Below are 24,572 nucleotides of genomic sequence, written 5' to 3' on the forward strand. Positions count from 1 at the left end.
TATATTTTTTTTTTTTTTTTTTTTTTTTTTGTTTGTGCGGTGGGTTGGGGGGGGGGGGGGGGGTGGGGGGTGGTGGGTTTCCCCCCCCCCCCCCCCCCCCCCCCCCCCCCCCCCCCCCCCCACCCCACCCCACCCTACCGGGGCGATCAGTCGCGACGCAGATCCGGCGGAATCGGCGGCTCCTTCAGCGGCTCCGGCGCCTTGCCCTTGCCGGCCTGGTACTGGCGGATCTGGTAGACGTAGGCCAGCACCTGGGCGACGGCCAGGTACAGCCCTGCAGGAATCTCTTCCTCAAGCTCCGTGGAGTAGTAGATCGAACGCGCCAGCGCCGGCGATTCGAGCACCTGGATCTTGTGCTCGCGAGCGATCTCGCGAATCTTCAAGGCGAGGAAATCCGCGCCCTTGGCCAGCAGCAACGGCGCCGCCCCCTTCTTCGGGTCGTACTTGAGCGCCACGGCATAGTGGGTCGGGTTGGTGATGATCACGTCCGCCTCGGGGACGGCCGCCATCATCCGCCGCTGCGCCGCCTCGCGCTGCAACTGGCGAATGCGCTGCTTGACCTCAGGCTTACCCTCGCTGTCCTTGTACTCGTCGCGCACTTCCTGCTTGGTCATCTTCAGCTTCTGCAGCGACTGCCACAGCTGGTACGGCGCATCCACCGCCGCGATCAACAGCAAGCCCGCCGCCATCCACAAGGCGCTCCAGCCCACCACCTGGACGCTGTGGATAATCGCCTGTTCGATGGGTTCGTTGGCAATGGCCAGCAGGTCGTCACGGTCCGAAGCCAGTACCGCCAGGGCCACCAGCAGGATCACGAAGAACTTGGCCAGGGCCTTGATCAGCTCCACCAGTGCATGCATGGAGAACATGCGCTTGAGGCCGGACAGCGGGTTCATCCGGCTGAACTTGGGCGCCAGGGTGCCGGCGGCGAACAGCCAGCCACCCAGCGAGATCGGGCCGATGATCGCCGCCAGCAGCAACACCAGCAGCACCGGCTGGACGGCCAGCAGCGCCATCTTGCCGGAGGCGAGCAGGAAGATACCCATCGAGCGCTCGTCGATCAGCACCTCCCGCGACAGGCTGAAGTTGATGCGCATCAGCTCCATCAGGGTTTCGGCCAGGCCACCGCCAAAGGCCAGCAATGCACCGGCGCCGGCCAGGGTCACAGCGACGGTGTTGAGCTCCTTGGAACGAGCGATCTCACCCTTCTCGCGGGAGTCCTTCTTGCGTTTCTCGGTGGGGTCTTCTGTCTTGTCCTGACCGCTTTCGCTCTCTGCCATGCTCAGCGCGCCCGTGCCAGTTCACGCAGCCACTGCAACGCCTCGGTGGCCAGCGACTGGTAGTGAGGAAGAACGTCGGCCAGGCCGACCCAGAAAATCAGCAGACCCAGCACCAGGGTCAGCGGAAAGCCGATGGAGAAGATGTTCAACTGCGGCGCGGCGCGAGTCATGACACCAAAGGCGATGTTGACCACCAGCAGCGCGGCGATCACCGGCAGTACCAGCAGCAAGGCCGCGCCGAACACCCAGCCCAGGCGCCCGGCCAGCGCCCAGAAATGATTGACCAGCAGGCCGCCGCCGATGGGCAAGGTGGTGAAGCTTTCGGTCAACACCTCGAACACCACCAGGTGGCCGTTCATGGCCAGGAACAGCAAGGTCACCAGCATGGTCAGGAACTGGCTGACCACCGCCACGTTGACGCCGTTGGCCGGGTCGACCATGGAGGCGAAGCCCATACCCATCTGGATCGCGACGATCTGCCCGGCCACCACGAAAACCTGGAACAGCAACTGCAACGACAGCCCCATCAATGCACCGATGATGACCTGTTCGGCAATCAGCAGCAGCGCACTGAGGTCCAGGGCATGCACCTCGGGCAACGGCGGCAGTGCGGGGACGATGACCACAGTAATCGCCACCGCGAAGTACAAGCGGATGCGCGCCGACACCAGGGTGGTGCCGAACACCGGCATGGTCATCAGTACCGCGGCCACGCGAAACAGCGGCAGGATGAAACTGGCCACCCAGGTGCCGATCTGCGTATCGGTCAGCTCGAGCATCGACGACTCAGCCGATCAACTGCGGAATGCTGCGGTACAACGACAGGATGTATTCCATGAACGTCTGCACCAGCCAGGGCCCGGCCACGATCAGGGTGACCAGCATGACCAAAAGGCGCGGCAGGAAGCTCAGGGTCTGTTCGTTGATCTGGGTGGCGGCCTGGAACATCGCCACCACCAGACCCACCAGCAAGCTGGGCACCACCAGCACGGCGACCATCAGGGTGGTCAGCCACAACGCATCGCGAAACAGGTCGACGGCCACTTCAGGGGTCATGGACTACTTCTCCTTGCGGCCTCAGACGCCGCCGAAACTGCCGGCCAGGGTGCCCATGATCAAGGCCCAGCCATCGACCAGCACGAACAGCATGATCTTGAACGGCAACGAGATGATCAGCGGCGAGAGCATCATCATACCCATGGCCATCAGCACACTGGCCACCACCAGGTCGATGATCAGGAACGGAATGAAGATCATGAAGCCGATCTGGAAGGCGGTCTTGAGTTCCGAGGTGACGAAGGCTGGTACCAGGATGGTCAGCGGCGCCTGCTCAGGGCTGGCGATGTCGGTGCGCTTGGACAGGCGCATGAACAGGTCCAGGTCGCTCTGGCGGGTCTGGGCCAGCATGAACTCCTTGAGCGGCACCTGGGCCTTGGCGATCGCCTCCTGGGCCACCATCTGCTCGTTCAGGTAGGGCTGCAGGGCATCCTTGTTCACCCGATCGAACACCGGGGCCATGATGAACATGGTCAGGAACAGCGCCATGCCGGTGAGGATCTGGTTGGACGGCGTCTGCTGCAGGCCCAGGGCCTGGCGCAGGATCGAGAAGACGATGATGATCCGGGTGAAGCTGGTCATCAGGATGACGAACGCCGGGATGAAACTCAGCGCCGTCATGATCAGCAGGATCTGCAGGCTGACCGAGTATTCCTGCTGGCCGTCGGCACCGCTGGACAGGGTGATCGCCGGGATCGACAACGGGTCGGCAGCCACGGCCAATGGCGCTGCCAGCAGCAACAGCAGCGTCAACATCATGCGCAATGCGCCCATCACGACCTACCCTTCTGATCCTTGCCCATCAGCTCCATCAGGCGCTGGGCGAATTCTGGTGTTGCCTGGCGCGCACCGGCAGGCACGTCGACCGGTTCGGCCATGACATGCAGGGCCTCGATCGTGCCGGGCGTATGACCGATGAGGATCTGCTCCTTGCCCACCTGGATCAGCAACAGCCGATCCCGCGGGCCCAGGGCGCGACTGCCGAGGATCTCGATCACCTGGCCATTGCCCGGGGCGGTGTTCTGCACCCGGCGCAGCAGCCAGGCGAGGAAGAAGATCAGCCCCAGCACCAGCAGCAAGCCCAGCACCAACTGGGTCAGCTGCCCGGCCGCGCTACCCCCGGCGCTCGGCGCCACCACGGCAGCTGCCGGTTGCGCGGTGGCCATGGCCACATCCACGTAGCAGGCGGCCAGCAGTGCCAGGCCGCGTCGCAGGAGCCGGCTCACTCAGCGCAGCTTCTTGATGCGTTCGCTCGGGCTGATCACGTCGGTCAGGCGGATGCCGAACTTCTCGTTGACCACCACCACCTCGCCATGGGCGATCAGCGTGCCGTTGACCAGTACGTCGAGCGGCTCACCGGCCAGGCGATCGAGCTCGATCACCGAACCCTGGTTCAGTTGCAGCAGGTTGCGAATGTTGATTTCGGTGCTGCCCACTTCCATGGAAATGCTCACCGGGATATCCAGGATCACATCCAGGTTCGGCCCTTCCAGGCTGACGTTCTCGTTGTTGCGCGGCGAGCTGCCGAACTCTTCCATGGGCAGGCGATTGTTGCTCGTCGAGCCGCCGCCGACGTCCGCGGCCAGCAAGGCATCGATATCGGCCTGGCCGGCATCGCCGGTCTCTTCCAGGGCCGCCGCCCACTCATCGGCCAGGGCCTGGTCGTCTGCGGAGATGAAATCGTTTTCGTTAGCCATTTTGTCCTCGACGGGCAATCAATTCGGAGTGGGAACCGGCGGCGCTGCTCAGCGGCGCTCGATCGGATCGATAATCTGCAAGGCCAGGGTGCCCTTGTGCGAACCCAGCTTGGCCTTGAACGACGGCACGCCGTTGGCGCGCAGGACCAGGTGCTCGGGCATCTCGACCGGAATCACGTCGCCCGGCTGCATGTGCAGGATGTCGCGCAGCTTCAACTGACGACGGGCAACCGTGGCGCTGAGCGGCACGCTGACGTCCAGCACGTCTTCGCGCAGGGCTTTTATCCAGCGCTCGTCCTGGTCGTCCAGGTCAGACTGGAAACCGGCGTCGAGCATCTCGCGCACCGGCTCGATCATCGAATACGGCATGGTCACGTGCAGGTCGCCGCCACCGCCGTCGAGTTCGATGTGGAAGGTCGAGACCACCACCGCCTCGCTCGGGCCGACGATGTTGGCCATGGCCGGATTGACCTCCGAGTTCATGTACTCGAAGGTGACCGGCATGATCGCCTGCCAGGCTTCCTTGAGGTCGATGAAAGCCTGGTCCAGCACCATGCGCACCACGCGCAGCTCGGTCGGGGTGAATTCACGCCCCTCGATCTTGGCGTGACGGCCATCGCCGCCGAAGAAGTTGTCCACCAGCTTGAACACCAGCTTGGCGTCGAGGATGAACAACGAGGTGCCGCGCAGCGGCTTGATCTTCACCAGGTTCAGGCTGGTCGGCACGTACAGCGAGTGCACGTACTCGCCGAACTTCATCACCTGCACGCCACCCACCGCCACGTCGGCGGAGCGACGCAGCAGGTTGAACATGCTGATCCGGGTGTAGCGGGCAAAGCGCTCGTTGATCATTTCCAGGGTCGGCATGCGTCCGCGAACGATGCGGTCCTGGCTGGTCAGGTCATAGCTCTTGATGCTGCCCGGCTCGGCGTTGCTTTCGGTTTGTACCAGCCCATCGTCGACGCCATGCAGCAAGGCATCGATTTCATCCTGGGACAGCAGGTCCTGCACGGCCATCGGTGGCTCCTACTGCAATACGAAATTGGTGAACAGCAACTGGTCGACGACCGGTTTGCCGACTTCCTTCTGTGCCACTTCCTGGACGCTGGCGGTGGCCTTCTGGCGCAGCATCTCCTGGCCCACGGGGCTGGCCAGGGTGTCGAAGCCCTGCCCGGAGAACAGCATCACCAGGTTGTTGCGAATCACCGGCATGTGCACTTTCAGCGCGTCCAGCGCGGCCTGGTCGCGCCCCTGCATGGTGATGCTCACCTGCATGAAACGCTGACGACCGTTCTGGTTGAAGTTGACCACGAAGGCCGGAGCCAAAGGCTCGTAGATGGCCGCAGGCTTGAGGTTGCCGGCCAGCGCCGGATCGGCGACCGACTTGTCTTCGGGCTTGTGCAGGAAGAACCAGGTGGCGCCGATCGACAGGCCGATAGCCAGCACGAATGCCAGTACCAGCAGCAGGATCAGCTTGAGTTTGCCTTTAGCGGCGGGGTCTTTCTCTGCGTCGCTCTTCGCCATGCCAATATTCCGTCATTCATCGGAGAATTCAGTCACATGGCGTGGGTTGAGCAAGTGTTATGCCAATCTTTGTCTTTGAGGTTACGGGCTTACCGTAGGAGCGGGCTTGCCCCGCGATGCGATGTGACTGTCCATACGCAATCGCGGGACAAGCCCGCTCCTACAGTGAGTTGGCCCGACCAAGGCAAAGGGATCAGGCGTAGAAATCCACCGCACTGGAGCCGACAACGGTCTGCTGCTCGACCGGGGCGGCCGCGGCTGCGATATCAGCTTCTTCGCCCGCCGCATTGCGCCGCGCCGCCACGCCACTCAGGCGCGGTGCGTCCGGGTTGCCCTGTTGCTGCTGGCCGCGCGACTGGTCGGCGACGTTCACATCAGGTTGCCCTAGCCCCTGCTGGGCGAACATGTCCTTGAGGCGATGCACCTGGTTCTCCAGCGCCTCGCGCACCCCGACATGGCCGCTGGTGAAGGTGATCTGCGCCTGCTGCTCGGGCGCCAGGTGGACGCGGATATCCAGGCGCCCCAGCTCTGCCGGCTCCAACTGGATTTCAGCCGATTTGAGATTCTGACTGGACAGGTACATCACCCGGTTGACCAGGCCTTCGGTCCAGCCGCCCTGGTTCATGGCCAGCGGCTGGTGCAACGGGGCGGCCGTCGGCATGGCAGTGGCGCTGGCGGTCTTGGCGGTGACGGCCTGGGTCAGGGTGCCCAGGCGATCGGCGAAATCATCGACGCGGGTGTCGCTGGCAGCGCTCTTGAGATCCTTGAGGCCGTCATCAAGCAGGCCGGCAAAGGCTTTTTCACCCGGCTCCCCCTGCCCCGCATCGGCTGCCGGTGCGTCGGCCATCGCCGCCAGGGTATTGACGGCGGGCTGGGTTGGCGCCGCCTCGGGCTGGGCAGTGGTCGGTTTGCTCGCCGCATGGGCCGACGTCGTGCCCTGGGCCTGGGCGCTTTGCTCCAGCGCCATGCGCAAGGCCGGCATATCGGCCAGTGGGTCGGCCTCCGGATCGAACGGCGGCTCTGCCGCGACCGCAGGCGCGGCGACGGCCTGGGGCTGCATCTGGGCAGCCTGGACCATCGGCGCCACGGCTTCGGCCTGGGCCTGGATCAATTGGGCACCGGGCTGCGCATCGGTCACCTGGCCGGCCACCAGGCTGGGATCGATCAGGGTCGGATCGATGGCTCCAGCGGCATCGGCAAGGGTGCTGTCCTGATCCACTGGCAACGGCTTGCCGCTGTCGACGGCATCCTTGCCGTCGGCAGCGCTCGCCGATGCGGGCGTGACCTTGTCGCGCTTGGCCCCATCAGCCGGCGTGGACGCTCCCGGTCGGGCCTGCTGGGCATACACATCGGAAAACCCCGAGGCCTTGTCGTTTGCGCCCTGCAGCGGTTTTTCCGACGCATTGGCCGGCGCTCGCGATGGCGTGCTCGCGGTAGCAGGTTGCAGCAGTGGGTTGGAAGCGACAGGCATGGGGGAGTCTCCGCCACAAGAAATCCAGAACGTAATTGGCAAAGACTACGCAAAAGTCGAGCCAGCTTCAAAAAACAGCGATTCAGCCGATCGACACCCGGTGCCGCTCTTTGTCGTACAACCGCCGCACTTCCTCGTACTCACGGTCGATCTGGTTGATCAGATCTTCTATGCCGTACAACGGCTGCTGCTTGACCCGCTCTTCCAGCTGCCGACACAGCTCGGCCAGGGCAAGCGCGCCCATGTTGCTGCTGCTGCCCTTGAAGCTGTGCGCGGCATGACCCAACTCCGCCGCGCTCTTGGCCTCGTGCAGCTGACTCAAGCGCTTTTTGGAATCGTCGAGAAAGGTATCCAGCAAGTTCAGGTAGCCATCTTCCATGACTTCCTGCAGGTCACTGAGTACCTTGTGATCGATGTGAATATCGGACACTTGCTCGCTCCTTGATCAAGTTTGATTATGCCAGAGCCTGCCAGGCGAACTCCACGCATGCGCGCCGCCCGTCGTCGGCCCACTCGGCGTGTCGGCTCAGCCGACGTATCAGGTTCAGCCCGCGCCCGCACAAGCCTTGTTCGACCAGTGGACGCGCGAGCACCTTGCTCACATTGAAACCCTTGCCGCTGTCTTGCACCTCGATGACCAGACGTCCGCCACTGCCCTGGGGCTCAACCTTGAGGCCAACGCGAATGTAGCCGTCGGACAACGCCTGCAAGCGCTCATTGCGCTGCCGGTAATATTCGGCAAAACCCCGGACATCCTGCTTGAGCCCGGAGTCCAGCCCCAGCACCCCATGCTCCAGGGCATTGGAATACAGCTCGTTGAGGACACTGTGCAAGGCCCCGTTCTGGGCCCGCAAGCCATGGATCTCCTGCAGCAGTTGCAGCAGGTACGGCAGCGGATTGAAGCGCTTGAGCGTCTCGGCCCGGAACTCGAACTGCAACGACCAGTCCGGCGGTGCACACTGCCCGCTATCGGAGTACATCAGCGGCGCCGGGGTCAGTTCGTCGGCATCGACCATGCGGATTTCCAGCAGGCTGACGTCGTCTCGGCAGCGCCCGCGAAAGGCGTCCAGCGCCCCGAGCACTTCCTCGAACAACAACGGCGGCTGGCGATTGTCCGCCAGCACCCGCAGCAGGCGCTCGACCCCGAACAACTGGTCGTGCTCGTTGCTGGTATCGACCACTCCGTCCGACAGCAGCAGCAGCCGCTCGCCCAGGGCCATGGGCAGCACCTGGGTCGAATCGTCGAAGCGCTCCGGCGCCAACACGCCCAGGGGCAAGTGCCGCGACACCAGCGCCAGGGGCTCGCCACCCTCGACCGGGAGCAGGTAGCCGTCCGGCATGCCACCGTTCCACACCTCCACCACCTGGCGCTGGAAACTCAGGCTGAGCAACATCGCACAACAGAACATGTCCACCGGCAGGATGCGTTTGAGCTTGGCGTTCATCTCCCGCAGGATCTGCGCCAGGCCATAGCCCTTGGCGGTCATGCCGTAGAACACCTCGGCCAGGGGCATGGCGCCGACCGCCGCCGGCAAGCCGTGACCGGTGAAATCCCCCAGCAGCACGTGCATGTCGCCGGAGGGGGCGAATGCCGCCAGCAGCAGGTCGCCGTTGAACAATGCGTAGGGCGATTGCAGGTAGCGGATATTCGCCGCACTCAGGCAACCGGCATGGGCCACCTTGTCGAACACCGCCTTGGCCACCCGCTGCTCGTTGAGCAGGTGATGGTGGTGATGGGCAATCTGGTCGCGCTGCTCCAGCACCATGGCCTGCAACCGGCGCAGGCGATCCATGGCCTTGATCTTGGCGGCCAGGATCGCTGCGTTGTAGGGCTTTGCCAGAAAGTCGTCGCCACCGGCCTCCAGGCAGCGTACCAGCGCCTCTTCCTCGCTCAGGGAGGTCAGGAAGATGATCGGTACCAGCGCCTCGCCGGCCAGGGCCTTGATCTGCCGGGCCGCCTCGAAGCCGTCCATCACCGGCATCAGCGCATCGAGCAACACCAGGTGCGGGCGCCGCTCGGCAAACAGCGCCACCGCCTGCTCACCGTTCTCGGCTGTGAGCACGGCATGGCCCTGCCTGGCGACGATACGCGCCAGCAACAGACGATCTGCCGCGCCATCTTCGGCGATGAGCACGGTCAGGGTCGATTCCGGCATGGCCTGGATCAACTGATGTCGAACAGCTTGTCGAAGTTGGAGATGGCGAGGATCTTGCGCACATCGGAGCTGGTGTTGACCACCCGCACCTCTGCCTCATCGCCACCGACATGGTCACGCAGCATCAGCAGCATGCCCAGTGCCGAACTGTCGAGGTAGGTCGCCTCCTTGAGGTCGACCACCACGTAGTCGGGTCGTGACGCCTTGCGCTCATAGGCCTCGCGAAATTCCTGATGCTTGCCAAAGTCAAAGCGCCCCTTGACCTTGATCGTCAACTTTTTCCCGTCCTGGGAGACCATCGTTTCAACTGCCATGCAGGCGATTCCTTCCGTTATGACGATTGCAGACACCCACAAGGTGTAGCAGCCAGGTGCCGCAGCGGCAACCTGCGCCGACCAAAGCCCCGCTCAGTAGCGATCGTGGCGCGGCAAGCGCTGGGACAGTTCGTCGAGCAATTTCTGCTCGCGCTTGTCCTCGATCGCCCGGGCTTCGTCGATATAGCGCTGGACCAGCTTGCGCAGGCCTTCGACCCGGGCATAGGCCTGTTGCCAGGTGCCGCGGGCATTGTTGAGGTTGTTCTGGTGCCAGGCCAGGCTCTGGCGCTGCTGGGTCATGGCGCTCTCCAGCTGGCCGAGAAAGCGCTGGTAATTGACCAGCCAGCTGCCGGACACGCCCTGCCCGCCGCGGTTGATCCACTGCAGTTGATAGTCTTCGCGAAAGCGGTCGAGTTCGGCGAGCTTGGCCTGGGCCTGGCTCACCTGCTGCTGGAACTGCCCCAGGCGCCGGGCGGCCTGGCGCTCGGCGTCCTCGGCCATTTCCACCACCGGCGTCAGACGCGCCGCGCGACTGGGCTGGGCCATGGGCTATCAGCCCCCCGCGCCAGGGTTGGGCGGGGCAAAGATGCCTGCCAGGTGCTCGCGGCTCTGCTGCTGGCTGACGTTTTCGCGCAGGCCCTGGCGCAGGAAGTGCACCAGCTTGGGCTGCAGGGCAATCGCCAGGTCCGTCTCGGCATCGCCGCCAGCCACATAGGCGCCGACGCTGATCAGGTCGCGACTCTGCGACAGGCGCGACCACAGTTGCTTGAACTGCTGGGCCTCGCTCATCTGCGCGGGGCTGACCACCTGCGGCATGACCCGGCTGATCGAGGCCTCGATATCGATGGCCGGGTAGTGCCCCTCCTCGGCCAGGCGCCGGGACAGCACGATGTGGCCGTCGAGTACGCCCCGGGCCGAGTCGGCGATCGGGTCCTGCTGGTCGTCGCCTTCGGACAGCACGGTGTAGAAGGCGGTGATCGAACCACCACCCGCCTCGCCATTACCGGCGCGCTCCACCAGCTTGGGCAGCTTGGCGAATACCGACGGCGGATAACCCTTGGTCGCCGGCGGCTCGCCGATGGCCAGGGCGATTTCCCGCTGGGCCTGGGCAAAGCGGGTCAGCGAATCCATCAGCAACAGGACATTCTTGCCCTTGTCGCGGAAATACTCGGCGATGCGCGTGCAGTACATGGCCGCACGCAGGCGCATCAGCGGCGCGTCGTCGGCGGGCGACGCCACCACCACCGAACGCTTGAGCCCTTCCTCGCCGAGGATGTGCTCGATGAATTCCTTCACCTCGCGACCCCGTTCGCCGATCAGGCCGACCACGATGATCTCGGCTTCGGTGAAGCGGGTCATCATGCCCAGCAGCACCGACTTACCCACACCGGTACCGGCGAACAGGCCCAAGCGCTGGCCGCGCCCCACGGTCAGCAGGCCGTTGATGCTGCGGATGCCGACGTCCAGCGGCTGGCTGATCGGGTCACGGTTGAGCGGGTTGATGGTCGGGCCATCCATCGGCACCCAGTCTTCGGCCTTCATCCCGCCCTTGCCATCCAGCGCCCGGCCGGCGCCATCGAGCACCCGGCCGAGCATGCTCATGCCCATGGGCAGGCGGCCGTTGTCGGCCAGCGGCACCACCCGCGCCCCGGGGGCGATGCCGGCGACGCTGCCGACCGGCATGAGGAACACCTTGCCCCCGGCAAAGCCCATGACTTCGGCCTCGACCCGCACCGGGTGATAGCTGTCGTCGTTGATCACCACGCAGCGACTGCCGATGGCCGCGCGCAGCCCTTCGGCCTCCAGGGTCAGGCCGACCATGCGCAGCAGCCGCCCTTCGACCACAGGCTGGGCAGGCAGCTTCACATTGTCGGCATAAGTGCCCAGGCGCTTGCCGAAGCTGGTGCGTTCAAGGCGCATCGGGGGTGTCCAGGTCGACTTTCAGGTCCGCCGCCGCCGGGTGCAGGCCCTGGTCATGCAGTTGATCGAACAGTTGCGCCAGGGCCTTCTCGATACGGGTTTCCATGCTCGCATCGATGCGGCTGTGGTCGGTCTCGATGCGGCAGCCACCCGGCAGCAAGGTGTCGTCCTCGAGCAGCTTCCAGCGCTCTTCATGACGCTCGCGCAAGGCTTTGACCCGTTCGAAGTCCTGCGGATTGATATGGATGCGGATGTTCTCGGCACCCATGGGCAGCAGCTTCAGGGCTTCACGCAGCACCTGGCCGATCTGGCTGGAATCGCTGCGCAGCTCGCGACCGATGACTTCCCGGGCCATGTGCGCGACCAGGTGGACCACGGCTTTTTCGATCTGCGTGTCCTGCTCGGCAATGGGCTCAAGCAGGTGACCCATCAGTTGCTCAAGGCTGGCCAGCTTGGCAGCCAGGGCCACTTCGGCCTCCTGGCGAACCTTGAGCTGGGTGCTGTGGAACCCCTCGCGCTCGCCGGTGGCGAAACCTTCGTTGTAGGCTTCCTGGCGGATGCTTTCGAGCTCTTCGAGGGTCAGCGGCTGGACCTCCTCCAGCGGCACTTCCTCGACTTCTTCCTGAATGACTTCAGGTTCCGGCTCGGGTTCGGGCTCAGGCTCGGGTTCCGGATCGAAGCTGGGCAGCGCCCAGCGATCGAAGCCCTCGATATCGTCGGCGCGAATCAGTTCACTCAGGTGCTCGTTGGTCGACATGATTGCACGCACTCATAAAACAGGTTCAGGCGAAAATTGCTGGGGGACCCATCGCGGGGCAAGCCCGCTCCTACAGGAGCGATTTGATCTGTGCCCCCATGTAGGAGCGGGCTTGCCCCGCGACAGGCCTCACGCCTTGTCAGATCATCTCTTCGGCGCCCTTGCCGCCGAGCACGATCTCGCCGGCCTCGGCCATGCGCCGGGCGATGGTGAGGATTTCCTTCTGCGCCGCCTCGACGTCGCTGACCCGTACCGGCCCCTTGGCCTCGAGGTCGTCGCGCAACAGTTCCGAGGCACGCTTGGACATGTTCTTGAAGATCTTGTCCTTGACCTTTTCGTCGGCGCCCTTGAGCGAGACCACCAGCACATCGGAGGACACTTCGCGCAGCAACGCCTGGATGCCGCGGTCGTCGACATCGGCCAGGTTGTTGAAGACGAACATCAGGTCTTCGATCTGCTCGGAGAGGTCGCCGTCGATGTCGCGGATCGCGTCCATCAGTTGGCCTTCCACGGAGCTGTCGAGGAAGTTCATGATGTCGGCAGCACGCTTGATACCACCCAGGGTGGTGCGCGCGGCGTTGGAGTTGCCGGAGAACTGCTTCTCGAGGATCTGGTTGAGTTCCTTGAGCGCTGCCGGTTGCACGGTGTTGAGCGAAGACACGCGCAGGATGATGTCCAGACGCACCTTGTGGTCGAAGTTGCCCAGCACCTCGCCGGCCTGGTCCGGGTCCAGGTAGGCCACCACGATCGCCTGGATCTGCGGGTGCTCGTAACGGATGACATCGGCCACCGCACGCGGCTCCATCCACTTGAGGCTGTCCAGGCCGCTGGTGTTGCCACCGAGCAGGATGCGGTCGATCAGGCCGTTGGCCTTGTCCTCGCCCAACGCCTGGGTGAGCATCTTGCGGATGTAGCCGTCAGAGCCGACGCCCAGGCTGGTCTGGTCGCCGACGATCTCGACGAACTCGCTCATCACCTGCTCGACCTGCTCGCGGTGGACGTTGCCCATCTGCGCCATGGCCACGCCGACCCGCTGCACTTCCTTCGGTCCCATGTGCCGCAGCACCTGGGCGGCATCGGTTTCGCCCAGGGACAGCAGCAGGATCGCTGCCTTGTCGACCCGGCTCAGTTTGGCGGTAAGGGCTCGGTTATCACTCATCGGCGTTGATCCACTCTTTCACGACCTGGGCCACACGACCCGGGTCTTCGGCCACCAGGCTCTTGATTGCGTTGAGCTGCGCATCGTAGCCCTCGCTCGGGCTCGGCAGCAGAATGCTTTGCGGACCACCCAGGCTGACGCGGTCGTTGGCCAGTTCGCCATCCAGACCGATCATGCCGCCCAGTTCCATGTCGCCATCGGCACCGGCGTTCTGCTTGCCATTGCCGGTGATGTTGTTGAGTACCGGACGCAGCACGCCGAACACCAGGACCAGGATGAACAGTACGCCCATGACCTGCTTGATGATGTCCCAGAACCACGGCTGCGAGTAGAACGGAATCTCGGCGATCACTTCACCGCGGTCGGCGGCGAACGGCACGTTGATCACGCTGACACTGTCGCCGCGGCTGGCGTCGAAGCCCACCGCATCCTGGACCAGGCGAGTAAAGCGCGCCAGGTCTTCGGCGCCCCAGGGCGCACGGGTGCTTTCGCCGGTGGCCGGGTCGATCTTGACCTGGTCGTCGACCACCACCGCCACCGACAGGCGCGACAGGCGGCCCTGCTGCTGGCGGGTGTGGCTGATGGAGCGGTCCAGCTCGAAGTTCTTGGTCGACTGATTGCGCTTGTCGGCCGGGTAAGGCGCCAGCATCGGCTGGCCGGTGGCCGGGTCCATGACCTGCTGGCCGTTGGCGTCGAGCAGAGGCTGGCCTGGCTGCACGGCCGCGGTCGCACCCGGGGTGCCACCGGTGGTCTGCGGCGCCGAGGCAGGGCCTGGCGGCTGGTTGCTCAGGGCGCCCGGCACGCCTTGTGGCGGCATGCTGCTGGAGCGTTGTTCGCTGACCGACTGCTCGCTGCGCAGCGCCGGTTGATCGGGGTTGAATTGCTCGGAGGTGGACTCGACGGCGCTGAAGTCGACATCGGCGGAGACTTCGGCCTTGTAGCGGTCGTTGCCCAGCACCGGTTGCAGGATGTTGTGCACGCGCTGGGTGAGCATGCCTTCCATGCGCCGGCTGTAGTCGAACTGCTTGCCGGCCATGGTCAATTCGGAGTTGTTGATCTGGTCGGACAGCAGGTTGCCCTTCTGGTCGACCACCGTGACCTGGGACTTGTCCAACTCCGGCACACTGGTCGCTACCAGGTTGACGATAGCCATCACCTGGCCCGCCTCCAGGCTGCGGCCCGGGTACAGTTCGACCAGTACCGAGGCGCTGGGGCGACGCTCGTCGCGCACGAACACCGAACTCTTCGGAATCGCCAGGTGCACCCGCGCGGCCTTGACGTTGTTGAGGCTGGAAACGGTGCGCGCCAGTTCACCTTCAAGGCCACGACGGTAACGGGTGGCTTCCATGAACTGGCTGGTGCCCAGGCCCTGCTCCTTGTCGAGGATCTCGAAACCGACATTGCCATCGCCCGGCGCTACGCCGGCGGCGGCCAGCTTCAGGCGGGCACGGGAAAGGTCTTCGGCCTTGACCAGCAGGACGCCGGAATTGGGTTCGACGTTGTAGGGAATATCGGCAGCGGCCAGGGTATCCATGACCTGCTTGGTGTCCATGCCGGCCAGGCTGCCGAACAACGGACGGTAATCGGGTTGCTGCGACCAGAGCACCACGGCGAAACCGATCGCCACGCTCGCCGCCAGGCCCACCAGCAGGCCCACCTGGCGCAGCACGGGCATCTGCGCGATGTTTTCCAGGAACGACAGGCCGAACAGCGGCGGCTTTGCCTCTGTTGCACTGCCTTTGGCGGGCACGTTATCGACGACTGCTTCGGCCATGACTCAATCTCGCCCTTAAACCGGCATCTGCATGATGTCTTGATAGGCCTGGACCAGCTTGTTGCGCACCTGGGTCAAGGCTTGGAAGGAAACGCTGGCCTTTTGCGAGGCGATCATCACATCGGTGAGGTCCACGCCGCTCTTGCCGATCTCGAAGGCGTTGGCCAGTTGCGTGGAAGCCTGCTGGGTGTCGCTGACCTTGTTGATGGCCTGCCCCAGCATGTCGGCAAAGTTGCTCGAACCCAGCTCCGGCGCGGCGCCCACCTTGGGCATCGACATGGCGTCCATTTGCATGGCTCGCATGTCCAACATCAATCGATTGAATTCAACACCTTGGCTCATGGACTTCTCTCTCCGACGGCCCGCATTTTTTTGACACTCACGCAGCGGATAGGCAGGACTTAGCAACAAGAGTGCCAGCTCTGCCCGCGGCCCGAACAAAAACCGGATTCAACACCCGCTCAACTGGCGTAGAGGCTGGCCTCGACATCCATGCCGGCATCGCGCATCTGCGCCAGCTTGTAGCGCAAGGTGCGCGGGCTGATGCCCAGGCGCTCGGCGGCCTCCTTGCGTCGCCCGCGCTCGGCGCGCAGGGTGTCGATGATCATCTGGTACTCGTGGCGGCGCATGTCGCCACCCAGGCCACTTGCCGCCTCGACCACGGGCGCTGCCGGCGCCTGCAGCGGGGCACTGACGAACATCGGCAAGGCACCGGCCAGACAGAAATCCGCCGCCTCGATCACCCCGCCCTGCTGCAGGATCAGCGCCCGCTGAATGGCGTTGTCGAGCTCGCGCACGTTGCCCGGCCAGGCGTGGGACTGCAGGCAGGCACGCGCCTCGGATGACAGGCGCACCGGCGCGTGCTTCATTTTATTGACGTGGCGCGCCAGCAGGCGCTCGGCCAGCGGCAGAATATCGGCGCTGCGTTCGCGCAACGGGCGCCAGGCCAGGGGGAACACCGACAGGCGATAGAACAGGTCTTCACGAAAGCGCCCCGCCGCCACTTCAGCGGCGAGATCCCGGTTGGTGGTCGCCACCACGCGGATATCCAGGGCGACCGGCTTGCGCCCGCCGACCCGCTCCACTTCCCGCTCCTGCAACACCCGCAGCAACTTGGCCTGCAACCCCAGGGGCATTTCGGAAATCTCGTCGAGCAGCAAGGTGCCGCCATCGGCCTGCTCGAACTTGCCGGCCTGGGCGGCAATCGCGCCAGTGAAGGCGCCCTTCTCGTGACCGAACAGGGTCGCTTCGAGCATGTTGTCCGGGATCGCCGCGCAGTTGATGGCCACGAACGGCTGATCGGCGCGGGTCGACTGCTGGTGGATATAGCGCGCCAGCACTTCCTTGCCGGTACCCGACTCGCCGGAGATCAGCACGGTGGAATCGCTGCGCGCCACCCGCGCGGCCAGCTCCAGCAATTGCGCACTGGCCGGCTCGCACGCCACCGGCCCGTCGTCGACAGCACCGACCACCACCCCCTGGGCGTGGCGCGCCACCAGCTCCAGCAAGGCCTTGGGCTCGAACGGCTTGACCAGGTAGTCCACCGCCCCCTGGCGCATGGCCTCGACGGCGCGCTCGACGGCGGCATGGGCGGTCATCAGCAACACCGGCAGTTGCGGCTGGCGGGCGCGCAACAGGGCAAGCAACTGATGCCCGTCCATGCCCGGCATGTTCACGTCGCTGACCACCAGGCTGAAGGCCTGCGCAGCGACAGCCTCCAGCGCCTCCTCGGCCGAGCCGACAGCGCGATAAGCGAAGCCGCCCAGCTCCAGGGTATCGCCCAGGGCCTGGCGCAGTGCGCGATCGTCCTCGACCAGCAGCACCTTGATTGCCTTCATTGCTCGCTCTCCTTGTTCAGCGCATCGATCAACGGCAAGGTGACCAGTGCGCAGGTGCCGCGACCCGGTCGCGAACGCAGTTGCAACGCGCCCTGATGCGCCCGCGCCACGGCATTGACCACCGCCAGGCCAAGGCCGGTGCCGGTCGCCTTTGTGGTCAAAAACGGCTCGCCCAGGCGCGCCAGCAAGGCGCTGTCGATGCCGCTGCCGGCATCACTGATGCACAGGCGCAGCTGCGAGCCTCGGCGGTACAGGTGCACCTTCAGGCGCGCAGGCTCCTGGCTGGCCTGCAAGGCGTTTTCGATCAGGTTGAGCAAAGCGCCGACCAGGGTGTCGCGATTGCACAACAGCTCACCCAGCTGACTGTCGCACTGCCAGCGCACCGCGTGCCCCTGGACATGGGCCTGGGCCGCCTGCTGCAGGGCCTGGAACAGCGCCTTGGGGGTCAGCCGATCGGTCAGCGGCAACTCGCCCCGGGCGAACACCAGCATGTCGCGCACCTGGTGCTCGAGCTCATGCAGGCGCTCCTTGAGGTTGCCGGCGAAGCGCTGCCGGGTGTCCAGCGGCAGGTCCTGCTCGGCCAGGTGGCTGGCGTAGAGCAAGGCCGCCGACAGCGGCGTGCGGATCTGATGGGCAAGGGAGGCGACCATCCTTCCTAGCGACGACAGGCGCTGGTGACGGGCCAGCTGATCCTGCAGGTGGCGGGTCTCGGTGAGGTCGTTGAGCAGCACCAGTTGGCCCGGTTCGGCATCCAGCGAACGGGTGGCGATCGACAGCCGCCGCCCGTCACGCAGCGACACCTCGTGGCCGTCGTCTTCGCGCGGGGCAAAGCTGCGGGCGATCACCTGGCGCCACAGTTCACCCACCAGTGGCTCGCCGAGCAGCTCGCAGGCCGCCGGGTTGGCCTCGCGCACCCGGCCCTGGGCATCGATGACGATCACCCCGCCCGGCAGCAGGTCGAGCAGGTTCTGCAAACGATTGGCCAGGCGTTCCTTTTCGGCAAGTTCGGCCATGCGCTGGGCGCTGACCACCGCCAGCTCACCCTTGAGCTCGGTGACCCGGGCCTCGAGCAGGTTATAGGACTCGCTCAGCTGGCTGGAGACCTGGTCGAACAGGGCGAAGGCCTGTTCCAGGCCAAGGCGGCTTTCCTGCTCGACGGCATTGCGCCCCTTCGACTCAGGGACACAGGAGATGGTGGCGGCCTGGGGCATCGTGCTCTCTCGCGTGGCTGACCGTCATAAAACGGTATGTTGCCTGCGATATAGCAATAGCCGTGCCGGGTAGTCGGATGCTTGCCGGAACCGCTTACGCGCAACCCTGGCAAAGGTCGGCGGGGCGGGCATTACAGCCCTTTGAAAGGTAGGGGCATTGGCCATGACGACGCGCAACTGCGCTCCGTCATGGCCGCACAGGCGTCAATCCTCCGCCTGTTCGTCTCCGTCGCGACGGCTCATACCGTACTTGCGCATTTTCTCCACCAGGGTGGTGCGGCGGATGCGCAGGCGTTCGGCGGCACGGGCAACGATGCCGTTGGCATCGTCCAGCGCCTGCTGGATCAGGCCCTGCTCCAGGCCACCGAGGTAGTCCTTGAGGTCCAGGCCCTCGGGTGGCAGCAAGGCGTGGGTGGTGAAGCCCGGCGAGGCGCCGTTGATGGCCACCCGCTCTTCCAGGTCCGAGCGCAGGCTGTCGACCAGTTGCTCGTCTTCATCGTCCACGTAACGGAATTTCTTCGGCAGCTCCGACACGCCGATCACCCCGTACGGGTGCATGATCGCCATGCGCTCGACCAGGTTGGCCAGCTCGCGGACGTTGCCCGGCCAGCCATGCCGGCACAGCGACATGATGGCCGCCGAGTTGAAGCGGATCGACCCGCGCTTCTCGTGCTCCATGCGCGAGATCAGCTCGTTCATCAGCAGCGGGATGTCCTCGACGCGTTCGCGCAGCGGGGCCATCTCGATGGGGAAGACGTTGAGGCGGTAGTACAGGTCTTCGCGGAAGGTCCCGGCCTCGATCATGCTTTCGAGGTTCTTGTGGGTCGCGGCGATGATGCGCACATCGATACCCTGGGTCTTGTTGCTGCCGACCCGCTCGAAAGTACGCTCCTGCAGCACACGCAGCAGCTTGACCTGCATCGGCAGCGGCATGTCGCCGATCTCGTCGAGGAACAGGGTGCCGCCGTTGGCCAGCTCGAAACGCCCGGCACGGCTGGTGATGGCCCCGGTAAAGGCGCCCTTCTCATGGCCGAACAGTTCGCTCTCGAGCAACTCGGCCGGAATCGCGCCGCAGTTGACCGGCACGAACGGCGCTTCGCGGCGCTTGGAATGGTAGTGCAGGTTGCGCGCGACCACTTCCTTGCCGGTGCCCGACTCGCCGAGGATCAGCACGCTGGCATCGGTGTCGGCCACTTGCTGCATCATCTGGCGCACATGCTGGATGGCACGGCTGGTACCGACCAGGCTTCGGAACAGGTTCGGCTCGCGCTGGCGACCGCGCTCGCGGGCCTGGTCGTACATCTCGCGATAGACCTGGGCACGGTGCAGCGAATCGAGCAGCTTGCTGTAGCTGGGCGGCATCTCCAGGCTGGACAGCACGCGACGGCGAAGCTCTTCCGGCAGCTCGCCAGAAATATTTTCACCTAAAAGCAGAACCGGAAGGAACTCATCCCACCCAGCCACTGTCTTAAGCAAGCCCAGAAGACTTGCCGGAGCATTGACCGTCCCGATCAGGACACAGAGTACTTCACGACTGGATGACAACGATTCGACCACCTGCTGCCAGTCTTGGCTTGAGCAGGACAGATTTTCTTCGCCGAGAAAATTCAATACCACCGCCAAATCGCGGCGGCGATCGCTGTCGTCATCGATCAGCAGGATTTTGGTTTCACGCCACATTCAATAACAACTTCCCTAGTCATCTCGGCGCCCTGTTCCGGGCATGCTCGACATCATTACGACTGAACGGTCAGTGTTCGGACGTCTAAATTTTGAAATCAGCTACTAGTTAAGTCAAAAAAGCGCTCATAGTCAAATTTATGGCGCTCTTTATTCAGTGCCCGGCATGTTAACTGAATAAATGGTAAACCTTCGAAGCATTCTTGCCCTGGTTGATCTGGGTCATCTCATTGGCAATTGCCTGACGCTCCCCCGTTGTCGCCTCCAGCAATTCGCGGTAGACCTGCAGCAACCCTTCCAGCTTTTCGCGCACCACAGCCTCGTCCATCGACGCTTCGTTGAGCATCTCGTCGATGCACGAACGGCAGCTTTCATCCAGCTTGCCGATCGCCTCCCAGTCGCGGGCACCCAGGGCGTTGAGCAAGGCGTCGCGGGTATCGTCCATGCGTTGCAGTGCGTGACTCATGACAGGGTCCTCAGCCGACTTACTCAGGGGTGGCAACAGCGCCAATTTCATCCCAACCACTTTTGATCGTGATCAGCAGGCGGGCGACTTCGTCGATGATTTCGGCATCGTTGTCGATGTTGGCCTGCATCAGGCGGTTGGTCATGTACACATACAGACCGTCCAGACGCTCGATAGAGGCCGGGTCTTCGCTCTTCTGCGCATCCAGACCATCACGCAGGCCGATAATGATGTCGATGGCCTTGCCCAGCATCAGGCCTTTCTCGGCGATATCACCCCGGGCCAGGGCGCCTTTGGCTTGCGCCATGCGGTCCAGGCCACCTTCCATCAGCATCTGCACCAGACGGTGTGGGGACGCCTCGGAAATCTGGGCATGGGAATTGACCTTCTGGTACTGACGAAGGGCTCTCATGGGGTTCATGCTGCTACCTCGTGACAGGCAAAGACTGAATTCGGTTGATTAACCAGTGTATCGACCAGACCGGGCAAAACTTTACCCGGCCCGAGCAAGCACAAAGCCCGGGTGGCGCAAAGGCCTACCCGGGCTCGTGCAAAACCGCCCTGGATCAGTCGTCTTTACCCCGATTGTTCAGGGCATTGAGGGTGGTCATCACACTGTCGCTCTGGGCGCGCAACTGGGCGACCAGGGTGTCCATGGCATTGTACTTGTCCTGCAAACTCTTTTGCAGCGCGGTCATGCGCTCATCCAGCGCCTCCTGCTGCTTCTTCAGGTCAGTCAGGTTGTCGGTCAGGGTCTTGCTGCGCTCGGCCAGCGTACCGGTGTTGGCCTTGGCGTAGTCATCGGTCACTGCGGTCAGGCGTGCCAGCAGACCATCCTTGCCGTTGAAGATACTGGAGATATCCCCGGCATTGGTGGCAATGGCCTTGTCCCATTTCTTGTCATCGATGCTCAGCGTGCCGCCGTCCTGGGACGAGGTAATGCCGAACTGCGCCAGCGACTTCATGGTGCCGGTACCCGACAAGGTATTGAGCTCGTTGCGGATCGAGGACACCAGGCTACGCATCGAGGCATCGCCGGTCAGGGGGCCGGCAGTCGGGTTGCCATCGGCGCCGATGGTCACCTTGGTTTCGGCATTGATGGCCTTGATCAAGGCGTTGTAGGTATCGACAAAACCCTTGACCCCGGATTTCAGCGCCGACGCACTGGTGCTCAGCGACAGCACGGTCGGGGTCAGATCACCAGTGGTAGTATTTTTCGGCGAGAGGCCATTGAGCTTGATGTTCAGGCCGCTGACCGCATCGGAGATGTTGTTGCTCTTGGACTCCATGGCGATGCCGTCGATGCTGTACTTGGCATTCTTCGGCGTATCGACCACGGTGTAGCCAGTATCGATGCCCGAGTTGCCCGACAGGGTCAGGTCCGAGCCCACGCCCATGGTGGTCGAGGTCAGCACCAGACGCGAACCGGACGCATCGGTGAGGATGTTGGCACTCAGGCCCGAACTGCCGAACTGGCTGTTGATGCTGTCGCGCACCTGCTGCAAGGTCGCGCCCGGCGGCACGCTCAGGTCATAGTTCTTGCCCGATTGCGAGATGGTCAGGGTGGTCGGTGTGGTCCCGGCGTTGACGACCGAGTTGGTACCACCGGCATAGACTTTGGTCGACAGCTTGGAGGCACTGGCCAACTGCGTTACCAGCAGGGTGAAACTGCCAGCCGAAGCGCCCTTCTCCGAGGTGAAGCTGGCGACTTTTTCGTCCGACGAGGTCAGGCTCAGGCCGGCGAAGCTGTTATCGGAACCCATGGTGGCCAGGGCACCGCGGAAAGCATCCAGGGCTGCCTGGATCTTGCCGATAGAGGACAGCGTGGTGGTTGCCTTCAGTGTCTGGGTATTGATCTGTGCCTGCTTCGGCGCCTTCTCGGCGTCGACCAGCGACTTCACAATCGCCTGGGTATCGATGTTCGAACCGATACCGCTAACTGTTGTACCCGCCATCAATGTACTCCTTGTTCAGTGGCTGCCACTTTCTTGGCGAACGGCGTCGCAAAGTTCAAGTGACAACAAAATTCATGCCAGCTCAGACCTTGTCATTGAACAGCAGGCTGCCGGCTTCGCTGAGGCTTTGCGCCAGTTTCAGCGCGGTTTCCGACGGCATCTGGCGAATCACGTCACCGGATTCGGTGGCAATGACCTTGACCACGACCCGGCCGGTGGAATCGTCAATGGAAAAATCCAGCTTGCGCTGGCTGGCCTGGACGAACTCGCGAATATCGCGCACCGCCTTCACCAGATCATCGCGCTGGGGCTCTTCGACCGCCGCCACGACGTCCTGCGTCTTGCTGCGACTGGAAGGATCATTGCTGGCCTGCGCGTTGCCAGGCATGACCGGCGGATAAGTCAGGTTCAACTTGACGCTCATGTCCATGTCCGGACTCCTTCTCACGAAAAAACGAAAGGGCACGTATACGCGCCCTTCCGTCACTCACCAAACGCTGGAATTACTGAAGCAGCTTCAGTACAGAGGATGGCAGCTGGTTGGCTTGCGACAGGATCGAGGTCGAAGCCTGTTGCAGAGTCTGCTGCTTGGTCAGCTCGGCAGTTTCAGCCGCGAAGTCCACGTCCTGCACGGTGGAACGTGCGGCGGTGGAGTTCTTCTGGATGTTCTGCAGGTTGTCGACGGTGGTGGTCAGACGGTTCTGGGTAGCACCCAGGCCCGAACGTACGTCGTCGATGGTGCCGATCGCCTTGTCGATGACCGCCAGGGCGTTCTGCGAGTTGGTGATGTCGGTAACGTCGGTCTGGGAAATGGTTTTCTTGGTCGACGAAACGGTAGCAGCGGAGAACAGGTCCGAAACACCGGCAGCGGCGTCGCTCAGGGAGTAGCCTTTGGCCGAGTCCAGGGACACAGCACCGGTGTAGACCATAGCCGCGCCACCCAGGGCAGCCGGGGCAGCAACAGTGCCGGAACCATCGCGAGCACCAACCAGGATGTTGGTTTGAGCGTTGGCATCAGCGTTGCCGAACTTGATGTTCTCACCCGAGTCGGACTTGATGAACAGCTCGCTGGTTTTTTCGTTGTAGTTGACGCTGATGCCCAACTTGGCAGCGTTGGACTTCAGTTGGTCAGCCAGGCCGCCCAGGTCGGTCACGCCGACGAACTTGACAGCGCCGCTGTTGCCGACGGTCAGTTCGAAGTTCGCCGGAGTGGAAGCACCGACTTTCAGCTGGACTTCAGTGCTGGCAGTAGCGGTCAGGCCACCGATTGCACCGTTCAGAGTGCTGGCGATGTCTTTTGCCGAAGCGCCGGCACCGTAAGAGACAGCTTTGGACTGACCGTTACCGGTGACAGTGATGGCGCCGCCAGCCAGACCGGTAGCCGAAGGTGCGATGGCCTTGGTCTTGATCTGCTGCGAACCGATGTTGCTGGCAGCAACGTTTTCCAGCGACAGGTTGATGGTTTCGTTGGCGTTGGCGCCGACCTGGATGGCCTTGGTGCCGAAGGAGCCGTCCAGCAGTTTCTGGCCACCGAAAGTGGTGGTCTGCGAAATACGGGTCAGTTCAGCGGTCAGTGCCTGGTATTCGTCGTTGTTCGACTTACGGTCGTCAGCGCTCAGGGAAGCGGTGGCCGAGGACAGGGCCAGGGTACGCATTTTCTGCAGAATGTCGGTCGAAGCCTGCATTGCACCTTCAGCGGTCTGGGCAATGGAGATACCGTCGTTGGCGTTCTTGACCGCTTGGCCCAGGCCGTTGATCTGGCTGGTCAGACGGTTGGAGATTTGCAGGCCGGCAGCGTCGTCTTTGGCGCTGTTGATGCGCAGACCGGAGGACAGGCGCTGCATCGAAGTGGCCTGAGCGTTGCCAGCCTTGTTCAGGTTGCCCTGAGTAGTGAGCGAGGCGATGTTAGTGTTAACGGTTAATGCCATGACGAATTCCTCGTTGGATGGAGTCTGCGGCTTCCGGCCCTGGCAACCGCCGGGTGTGGCCTAGAGAACCTTCGTAATGGTTATCGTCGCTTGCGCGGGTTGCTTGAGGGCTTTTTCAAAAAAAAATGCCATCACCGGGCCAGCCCCCGGAAATCCGCGGTCTGGCGCCCTACCCGGCTGATCCCGGGCAATAGCAAAGACTCTCACAGAACCCTGGGAGGGGCAGGGTTCTTGGTGTTGAGTGCTGAGGCTGAGGCTGAGGCTGAGGCTGAGGCGGTGAGCTTATCCATTCCATGCGGCGAGGCTACAGGCCCCTTCCGCCCTTACGGCGGCCTACTTTTTTCTTGGAAAAAGTAGGCAAAACCGCTCGCTCCTACATACGGCCC

Annotated in this window: 26 protein-coding genes; all 26 read right to left on the minus strand. The window is 63.6% G+C overall.

What is annotated here, in order from left to right:
• Positions 1 to 146: 146 nt before the first annotated feature.
• The 26 genes from flhB to M2D63_RS24215 all read right to left on the minus strand — a co-directional run bounded on the left by flhB (position 147) and on the right by M2D63_RS24215 (position 24,186).
• Positions 147 to 1,280, minus strand: coding sequence for a flagellar biosynthesis protein FlhB (gene flhB, locus M2D63_RS24090; RefSeq protein ID WP_285865576.1), 1,134 nt, complete (start codon positions 1,278 to 1,280; stop codon positions 147 to 149).
• A gap of 2 nt (positions 1,281 to 1,282) precedes the next feature.
• A complete protein-coding gene (gene fliR / locus M2D63_RS24095) occupies positions 1,283 to 2,059 on the minus strand; it encodes a flagellar biosynthetic protein FliR (RefSeq protein WP_285865577.1) in 777 nt (258 codons plus the stop codon).
• Between the two features lie 7 nt (positions 2,060 to 2,066).
• Complete coding sequence (gene fliQ, locus M2D63_RS24100) at positions 2,067 to 2,336, minus strand: flagellar biosynthesis protein FliQ (RefSeq protein ID WP_285865578.1); 270 nt, start codon at positions 2,334 to 2,336, stop codon at positions 2,067 to 2,069.
• Positions 2,337 to 2,357: 21 nt separating this feature from the next.
• The gene (gene fliP, locus M2D63_RS24105; protein ID WP_285865579.1) at positions 2,358 to 3,110 is read right to left on the minus strand and encodes a flagellar type III secretion system pore protein FliP; all 753 of its coding nucleotides are present in this window, start codon (positions 3,108 to 3,110) and stop codon (positions 2,358 to 2,360) included.
• Positions 3,110 to 3,502 carry a flagellar biosynthetic protein FliO gene (gene fliO, locus M2D63_RS24110; protein WP_285865602.1) on the minus strand — a complete coding sequence of 131 codons (393 nt, stop codon included), beginning with the start codon at positions 3,500 to 3,502 and terminating at the stop codon, positions 3,110 to 3,112. The genes fliP and fliO overlap by 1 nt, the downstream gene beginning before the upstream one ends.
• A gap of 60 nt (positions 3,503 to 3,562) precedes the next feature.
• On the minus strand, positions 3,563 to 4,033 hold the full coding sequence (gene fliN / locus M2D63_RS24115; RefSeq protein ID WP_285865581.1) for a flagellar motor switch protein FliN: 471 nt from the start codon (positions 4,031 to 4,033) through the stop codon (positions 3,563 to 3,565).
• 48 nt (positions 4,034 to 4,081) lie between these two features.
• Positions 4,082 to 5,050 (minus strand): flagellar motor switch protein FliM, encoded by a 969-nt coding sequence (gene fliM / locus M2D63_RS24120; protein ID WP_285865582.1) that lies wholly within the window; start codon positions 5,048 to 5,050, stop codon positions 4,082 to 4,084.
• 9 nt (positions 5,051 to 5,059) lie between these two features.
• Positions 5,060 to 5,557 (minus strand): flagellar basal body-associated protein FliL, encoded by a 498-nt coding sequence (gene fliL / locus M2D63_RS24125; RefSeq protein WP_285865583.1) that lies wholly within the window; start codon positions 5,555 to 5,557, stop codon positions 5,060 to 5,062.
• A gap of 193 nt (positions 5,558 to 5,750) precedes the next feature.
• Entirely contained in the window at positions 5,751 to 7,028 is a 1,278-nt protein-coding gene (locus M2D63_RS24130) for a flagellar hook-length control protein FliK (protein WP_285865584.1), read from the minus strand.
• Between the two features lie 82 nt (positions 7,029 to 7,110).
• On the minus strand, positions 7,111 to 7,458 hold the full coding sequence (locus M2D63_RS24135; protein ID WP_285865585.1) for an Hpt domain-containing protein: 348 nt from the start codon (positions 7,456 to 7,458) through the stop codon (positions 7,111 to 7,113).
• 25 nt (positions 7,459 to 7,483) lie between these two features.
• Positions 7,484 to 9,184 carry a fused response regulator/phosphatase gene (locus M2D63_RS24140; protein WP_285865586.1) on the minus strand — a complete coding sequence of 567 codons (1,701 nt, stop codon included), beginning with the start codon at positions 9,182 to 9,184 and terminating at the stop codon, positions 7,484 to 7,486.
• Positions 9,185 to 9,192: 8 nt separating this feature from the next.
• Entirely contained in the window at positions 9,193 to 9,498 is a 306-nt protein-coding gene (locus M2D63_RS24145) for an STAS domain-containing protein (protein WP_285865587.1), read from the minus strand.
• A gap of 93 nt (positions 9,499 to 9,591) precedes the next feature.
• Complete coding sequence (fliJ, locus tag M2D63_RS24150; RefSeq protein WP_285865588.1) at positions 9,592 to 10,044, minus strand: flagellar export protein FliJ; 453 nt, start codon at positions 10,042 to 10,044, stop codon at positions 9,592 to 9,594.
• Between the two features lie 6 nt (positions 10,045 to 10,050).
• Positions 10,051 to 11,418, minus strand: coding sequence for a flagellar protein export ATPase FliI (fliI, locus tag M2D63_RS24155; RefSeq protein WP_285865589.1), 1,368 nt, complete (start codon positions 11,416 to 11,418; stop codon positions 10,051 to 10,053).
• A complete protein-coding gene (gene fliH / locus M2D63_RS24160) occupies positions 11,408 to 12,175 on the minus strand; it encodes a flagellar assembly protein FliH (RefSeq protein WP_285865590.1) in 768 nt (255 codons plus the stop codon). Before fliH ends, fliI begins: the two co-directional genes overlap by 11 nt.
• 139 nt (positions 12,176 to 12,314) lie before the next feature.
• The gene (gene fliG, locus M2D63_RS24165) at positions 12,315 to 13,334 is read right to left on the minus strand and encodes a flagellar motor switch protein FliG (protein ID WP_285865591.1); all 1,020 of its coding nucleotides are present in this window, start codon (positions 13,332 to 13,334) and stop codon (positions 12,315 to 12,317) included.
• A complete protein-coding gene (gene fliF, locus M2D63_RS24170) occupies positions 13,327 to 15,108 on the minus strand; it encodes a flagellar basal-body MS-ring/collar protein FliF (protein ID WP_285865592.1) in 1,782 nt (593 codons plus the stop codon). The genes fliG and fliF overlap by 8 nt, the downstream gene beginning before the upstream one ends.
• Before the next feature lie 15 nt (positions 15,109 to 15,123).
• A complete protein-coding gene (gene fliE / locus M2D63_RS24175) occupies positions 15,124 to 15,450 on the minus strand; it encodes a flagellar hook-basal body complex protein FliE (RefSeq protein ID WP_285865593.1) in 327 nt (108 codons plus the stop codon).
• A gap of 119 nt (positions 15,451 to 15,569) precedes the next feature.
• Positions 15,570 to 16,946, minus strand: a complete 1,377-nt coding sequence (locus tag M2D63_RS24180; protein ID WP_285865594.1) for a sigma-54 dependent transcriptional regulator — start codon at positions 16,944 to 16,946, stop codon at positions 15,570 to 15,572.
• Positions 16,943 to 18,157 carry a PAS domain-containing sensor histidine kinase gene (locus M2D63_RS24185; RefSeq protein WP_285865595.1) on the minus strand — a complete coding sequence of 405 codons (1,215 nt, stop codon included), beginning with the start codon at positions 18,155 to 18,157 and terminating at the stop codon, positions 16,943 to 16,945. Before M2D63_RS24185 ends, M2D63_RS24180 begins: the two co-directional genes overlap by 4 nt.
• A 204-nt stretch (positions 18,158 to 18,361) precedes the next feature.
• Positions 18,362 to 19,837, minus strand: a complete 1,476-nt coding sequence (locus M2D63_RS24190) for a sigma-54 dependent transcriptional regulator (protein WP_285865596.1) — start codon at positions 19,835 to 19,837, stop codon at positions 18,362 to 18,364.
• 169 nt (positions 19,838 to 20,006) lie between these two features.
• Positions 20,007 to 20,303 (minus strand): flagellar protein FliT, encoded by a 297-nt coding sequence (gene fliT / locus M2D63_RS24195; RefSeq protein WP_285865597.1) that lies wholly within the window; start codon positions 20,301 to 20,303, stop codon positions 20,007 to 20,009.
• 19 nt (positions 20,304 to 20,322) lie between these two features.
• Positions 20,323 to 20,724, minus strand: coding sequence for a flagellar export chaperone FliS (fliS, locus tag M2D63_RS24200; RefSeq protein WP_285865598.1), 402 nt, complete (start codon positions 20,722 to 20,724; stop codon positions 20,323 to 20,325).
• A gap of 145 nt (positions 20,725 to 20,869) precedes the next feature.
• Positions 20,870 to 22,258 (minus strand): flagellar filament capping protein FliD, encoded by a 1,389-nt coding sequence (gene fliD / locus M2D63_RS24205; protein ID WP_285865599.1) that lies wholly within the window; start codon positions 22,256 to 22,258, stop codon positions 20,870 to 20,872.
• An 82-nt stretch (positions 22,259 to 22,340) separates the two neighbouring features.
• Positions 22,341 to 22,688 carry a flagellar protein FlaG gene (locus M2D63_RS24210; RefSeq protein WP_285865600.1) on the minus strand — a complete coding sequence of 116 codons (348 nt, stop codon included), beginning with the start codon at positions 22,686 to 22,688 and terminating at the stop codon, positions 22,341 to 22,343.
• A gap of 73 nt (positions 22,689 to 22,761) precedes the next feature.
• The gene (locus M2D63_RS24215) at positions 22,762 to 24,186 is read right to left on the minus strand and encodes a flagellin (RefSeq protein WP_285865601.1); all 1,425 of its coding nucleotides are present in this window, start codon (positions 24,184 to 24,186) and stop codon (positions 22,762 to 22,764) included.
• Positions 24,187 to 24,572 lie beyond the last annotated feature (386 nt).

The sequence above is a fragment of the Pseudomonas sp. BJa5 genome, from assembly GCF_030272875.2.
Taxonomy (GTDB): domain Bacteria; phylum Pseudomonadota; class Gammaproteobacteria; order Pseudomonadales; family Pseudomonadaceae; genus Aquipseudomonas.

Excerpts from the sequence above, each read along its gene's own strand:
- flhB (WP_285865576.1), bottom strand. The coding sequence starts at position 1,280 with ATGGCAGAGAGCGAAAGCGGTCAGGACAAGACAGAAGACCCCACCGAG.
- fliR (WP_285865577.1), bottom strand. The coding sequence starts at position 2,059 with ATGCTCGAGCTGACCGATACGCAGATCGGCACCTGGGTGGCCAGTTTC.
- fliQ (WP_285865578.1), bottom strand. The coding sequence starts at position 2,336 with ATGACCCCTGAAGTGGCCGTCGACCTGTTTCGCGATGCGTTGTGGCTG.
- fliP (WP_285865579.1), bottom strand. The coding sequence starts at position 3,110 with ATGGGCGCATTGCGCATGATGTTGACGCTGCTGTTGCTGCTGGCAGCG.
- fliO (WP_285865602.1), bottom strand. The coding sequence starts at position 3,502 with ATGGCCACCGCGCAACCGGCAGCTGCCGTGGTGGCGCCGAGCGCCGGG.
- fliN (WP_285865581.1), bottom strand. The coding sequence starts at position 4,033 with ATGGCTAACGAAAACGATTTCATCTCCGCAGACGACCAGGCCCTGGCC.
- fliM (WP_285865582.1), bottom strand. The coding sequence starts at position 5,050 with ATGGCCGTGCAGGACCTGCTGTCCCAGGATGAAATCGATGCCTTGCTG.
- fliL (WP_285865583.1), bottom strand. The coding sequence starts at position 5,557 with ATGGCGAAGAGCGACGCAGAGAAAGACCCCGCCGCTAAAGGCAAACTC.
- M2D63_RS24130 (WP_285865584.1), bottom strand. The coding sequence starts at position 7,028 with ATGCCTGTCGCTTCCAACCCACTGCTGCAACCTGCTACCGCGAGCACG.
- M2D63_RS24140 (WP_285865586.1), bottom strand. The coding sequence starts at position 9,184 with ATGCCGGAATCGACCCTGACCGTGCTCATCGCCGAAGATGGCGCGGCA.
- M2D63_RS24145 (WP_285865587.1), bottom strand. The coding sequence starts at position 9,498 with ATGGCAGTTGAAACGATGGTCTCCCAGGACGGGAAAAAGTTGACGATC.
- fliJ (WP_285865588.1), bottom strand. The coding sequence starts at position 10,044 with ATGGCCCAGCCCAGTCGCGCGGCGCGTCTGACGCCGGTGGTGGAAATG.
- fliI (WP_285865589.1), bottom strand. The coding sequence starts at position 11,418 with ATGCGCCTTGAACGCACCAGCTTCGGCAAGCGCCTGGGCACTTATGCC.
- fliH (WP_285865590.1), bottom strand. The coding sequence starts at position 12,175 with ATGTCGACCAACGAGCACCTGAGTGAACTGATTCGCGCCGACGATATC.
- fliG (WP_285865591.1), bottom strand. The coding sequence starts at position 13,334 with ATGAGTGATAACCGAGCCCTTACCGCCAAACTGAGCCGGGTCGACAAG.
- fliF (WP_285865592.1), bottom strand. The coding sequence starts at position 15,108 with ATGGCCGAAGCAGTCGTCGATAACGTGCCCGCCAAAGGCAGTGCAACA.
- fliE (WP_285865593.1), bottom strand. The coding sequence starts at position 15,450 with ATGAGCCAAGGTGTTGAATTCAATCGATTGATGTTGGACATGCGAGCC.
- M2D63_RS24180 (WP_285865594.1), bottom strand. The coding sequence starts at position 16,946 with ATGAAGGCAATCAAGGTGCTGCTGGTCGAGGACGATCGCGCACTGCGC.
- M2D63_RS24185 (WP_285865595.1), bottom strand. The coding sequence starts at position 18,157 with ATGCCCCAGGCCGCCACCATCTCCTGTGTCCCTGAGTCGAAGGGGCGC.
- M2D63_RS24190 (WP_285865596.1), bottom strand. The coding sequence starts at position 19,837 with ATGTGGCGTGAAACCAAAATCCTGCTGATCGATGACGACAGCGATCGC.
- fliT (WP_285865597.1), bottom strand. The coding sequence starts at position 20,303 with ATGAGTCACGCACTGCAACGCATGGACGATACCCGCGACGCCTTGCTC.
- fliS (WP_285865598.1), bottom strand. The coding sequence starts at position 20,724 with ATGAACCCCATGAGAGCCCTTCGTCAGTACCAGAAGGTCAATTCCCAT.
- fliD (WP_285865599.1), bottom strand. The coding sequence starts at position 22,258 with ATGGCGGGTACAACAGTTAGCGGTATCGGTTCGAACATCGATACCCAG.
- M2D63_RS24210 (WP_285865600.1), bottom strand. The coding sequence starts at position 22,688 with ATGGACATGAGCGTCAAGTTGAACCTGACTTATCCGCCGGTCATGCCT.
- M2D63_RS24215 (WP_285865601.1), bottom strand. The coding sequence starts at position 24,186 with ATGGCATTAACCGTTAACACTAACATCGCCTCGCTCACTACTCAGGGC.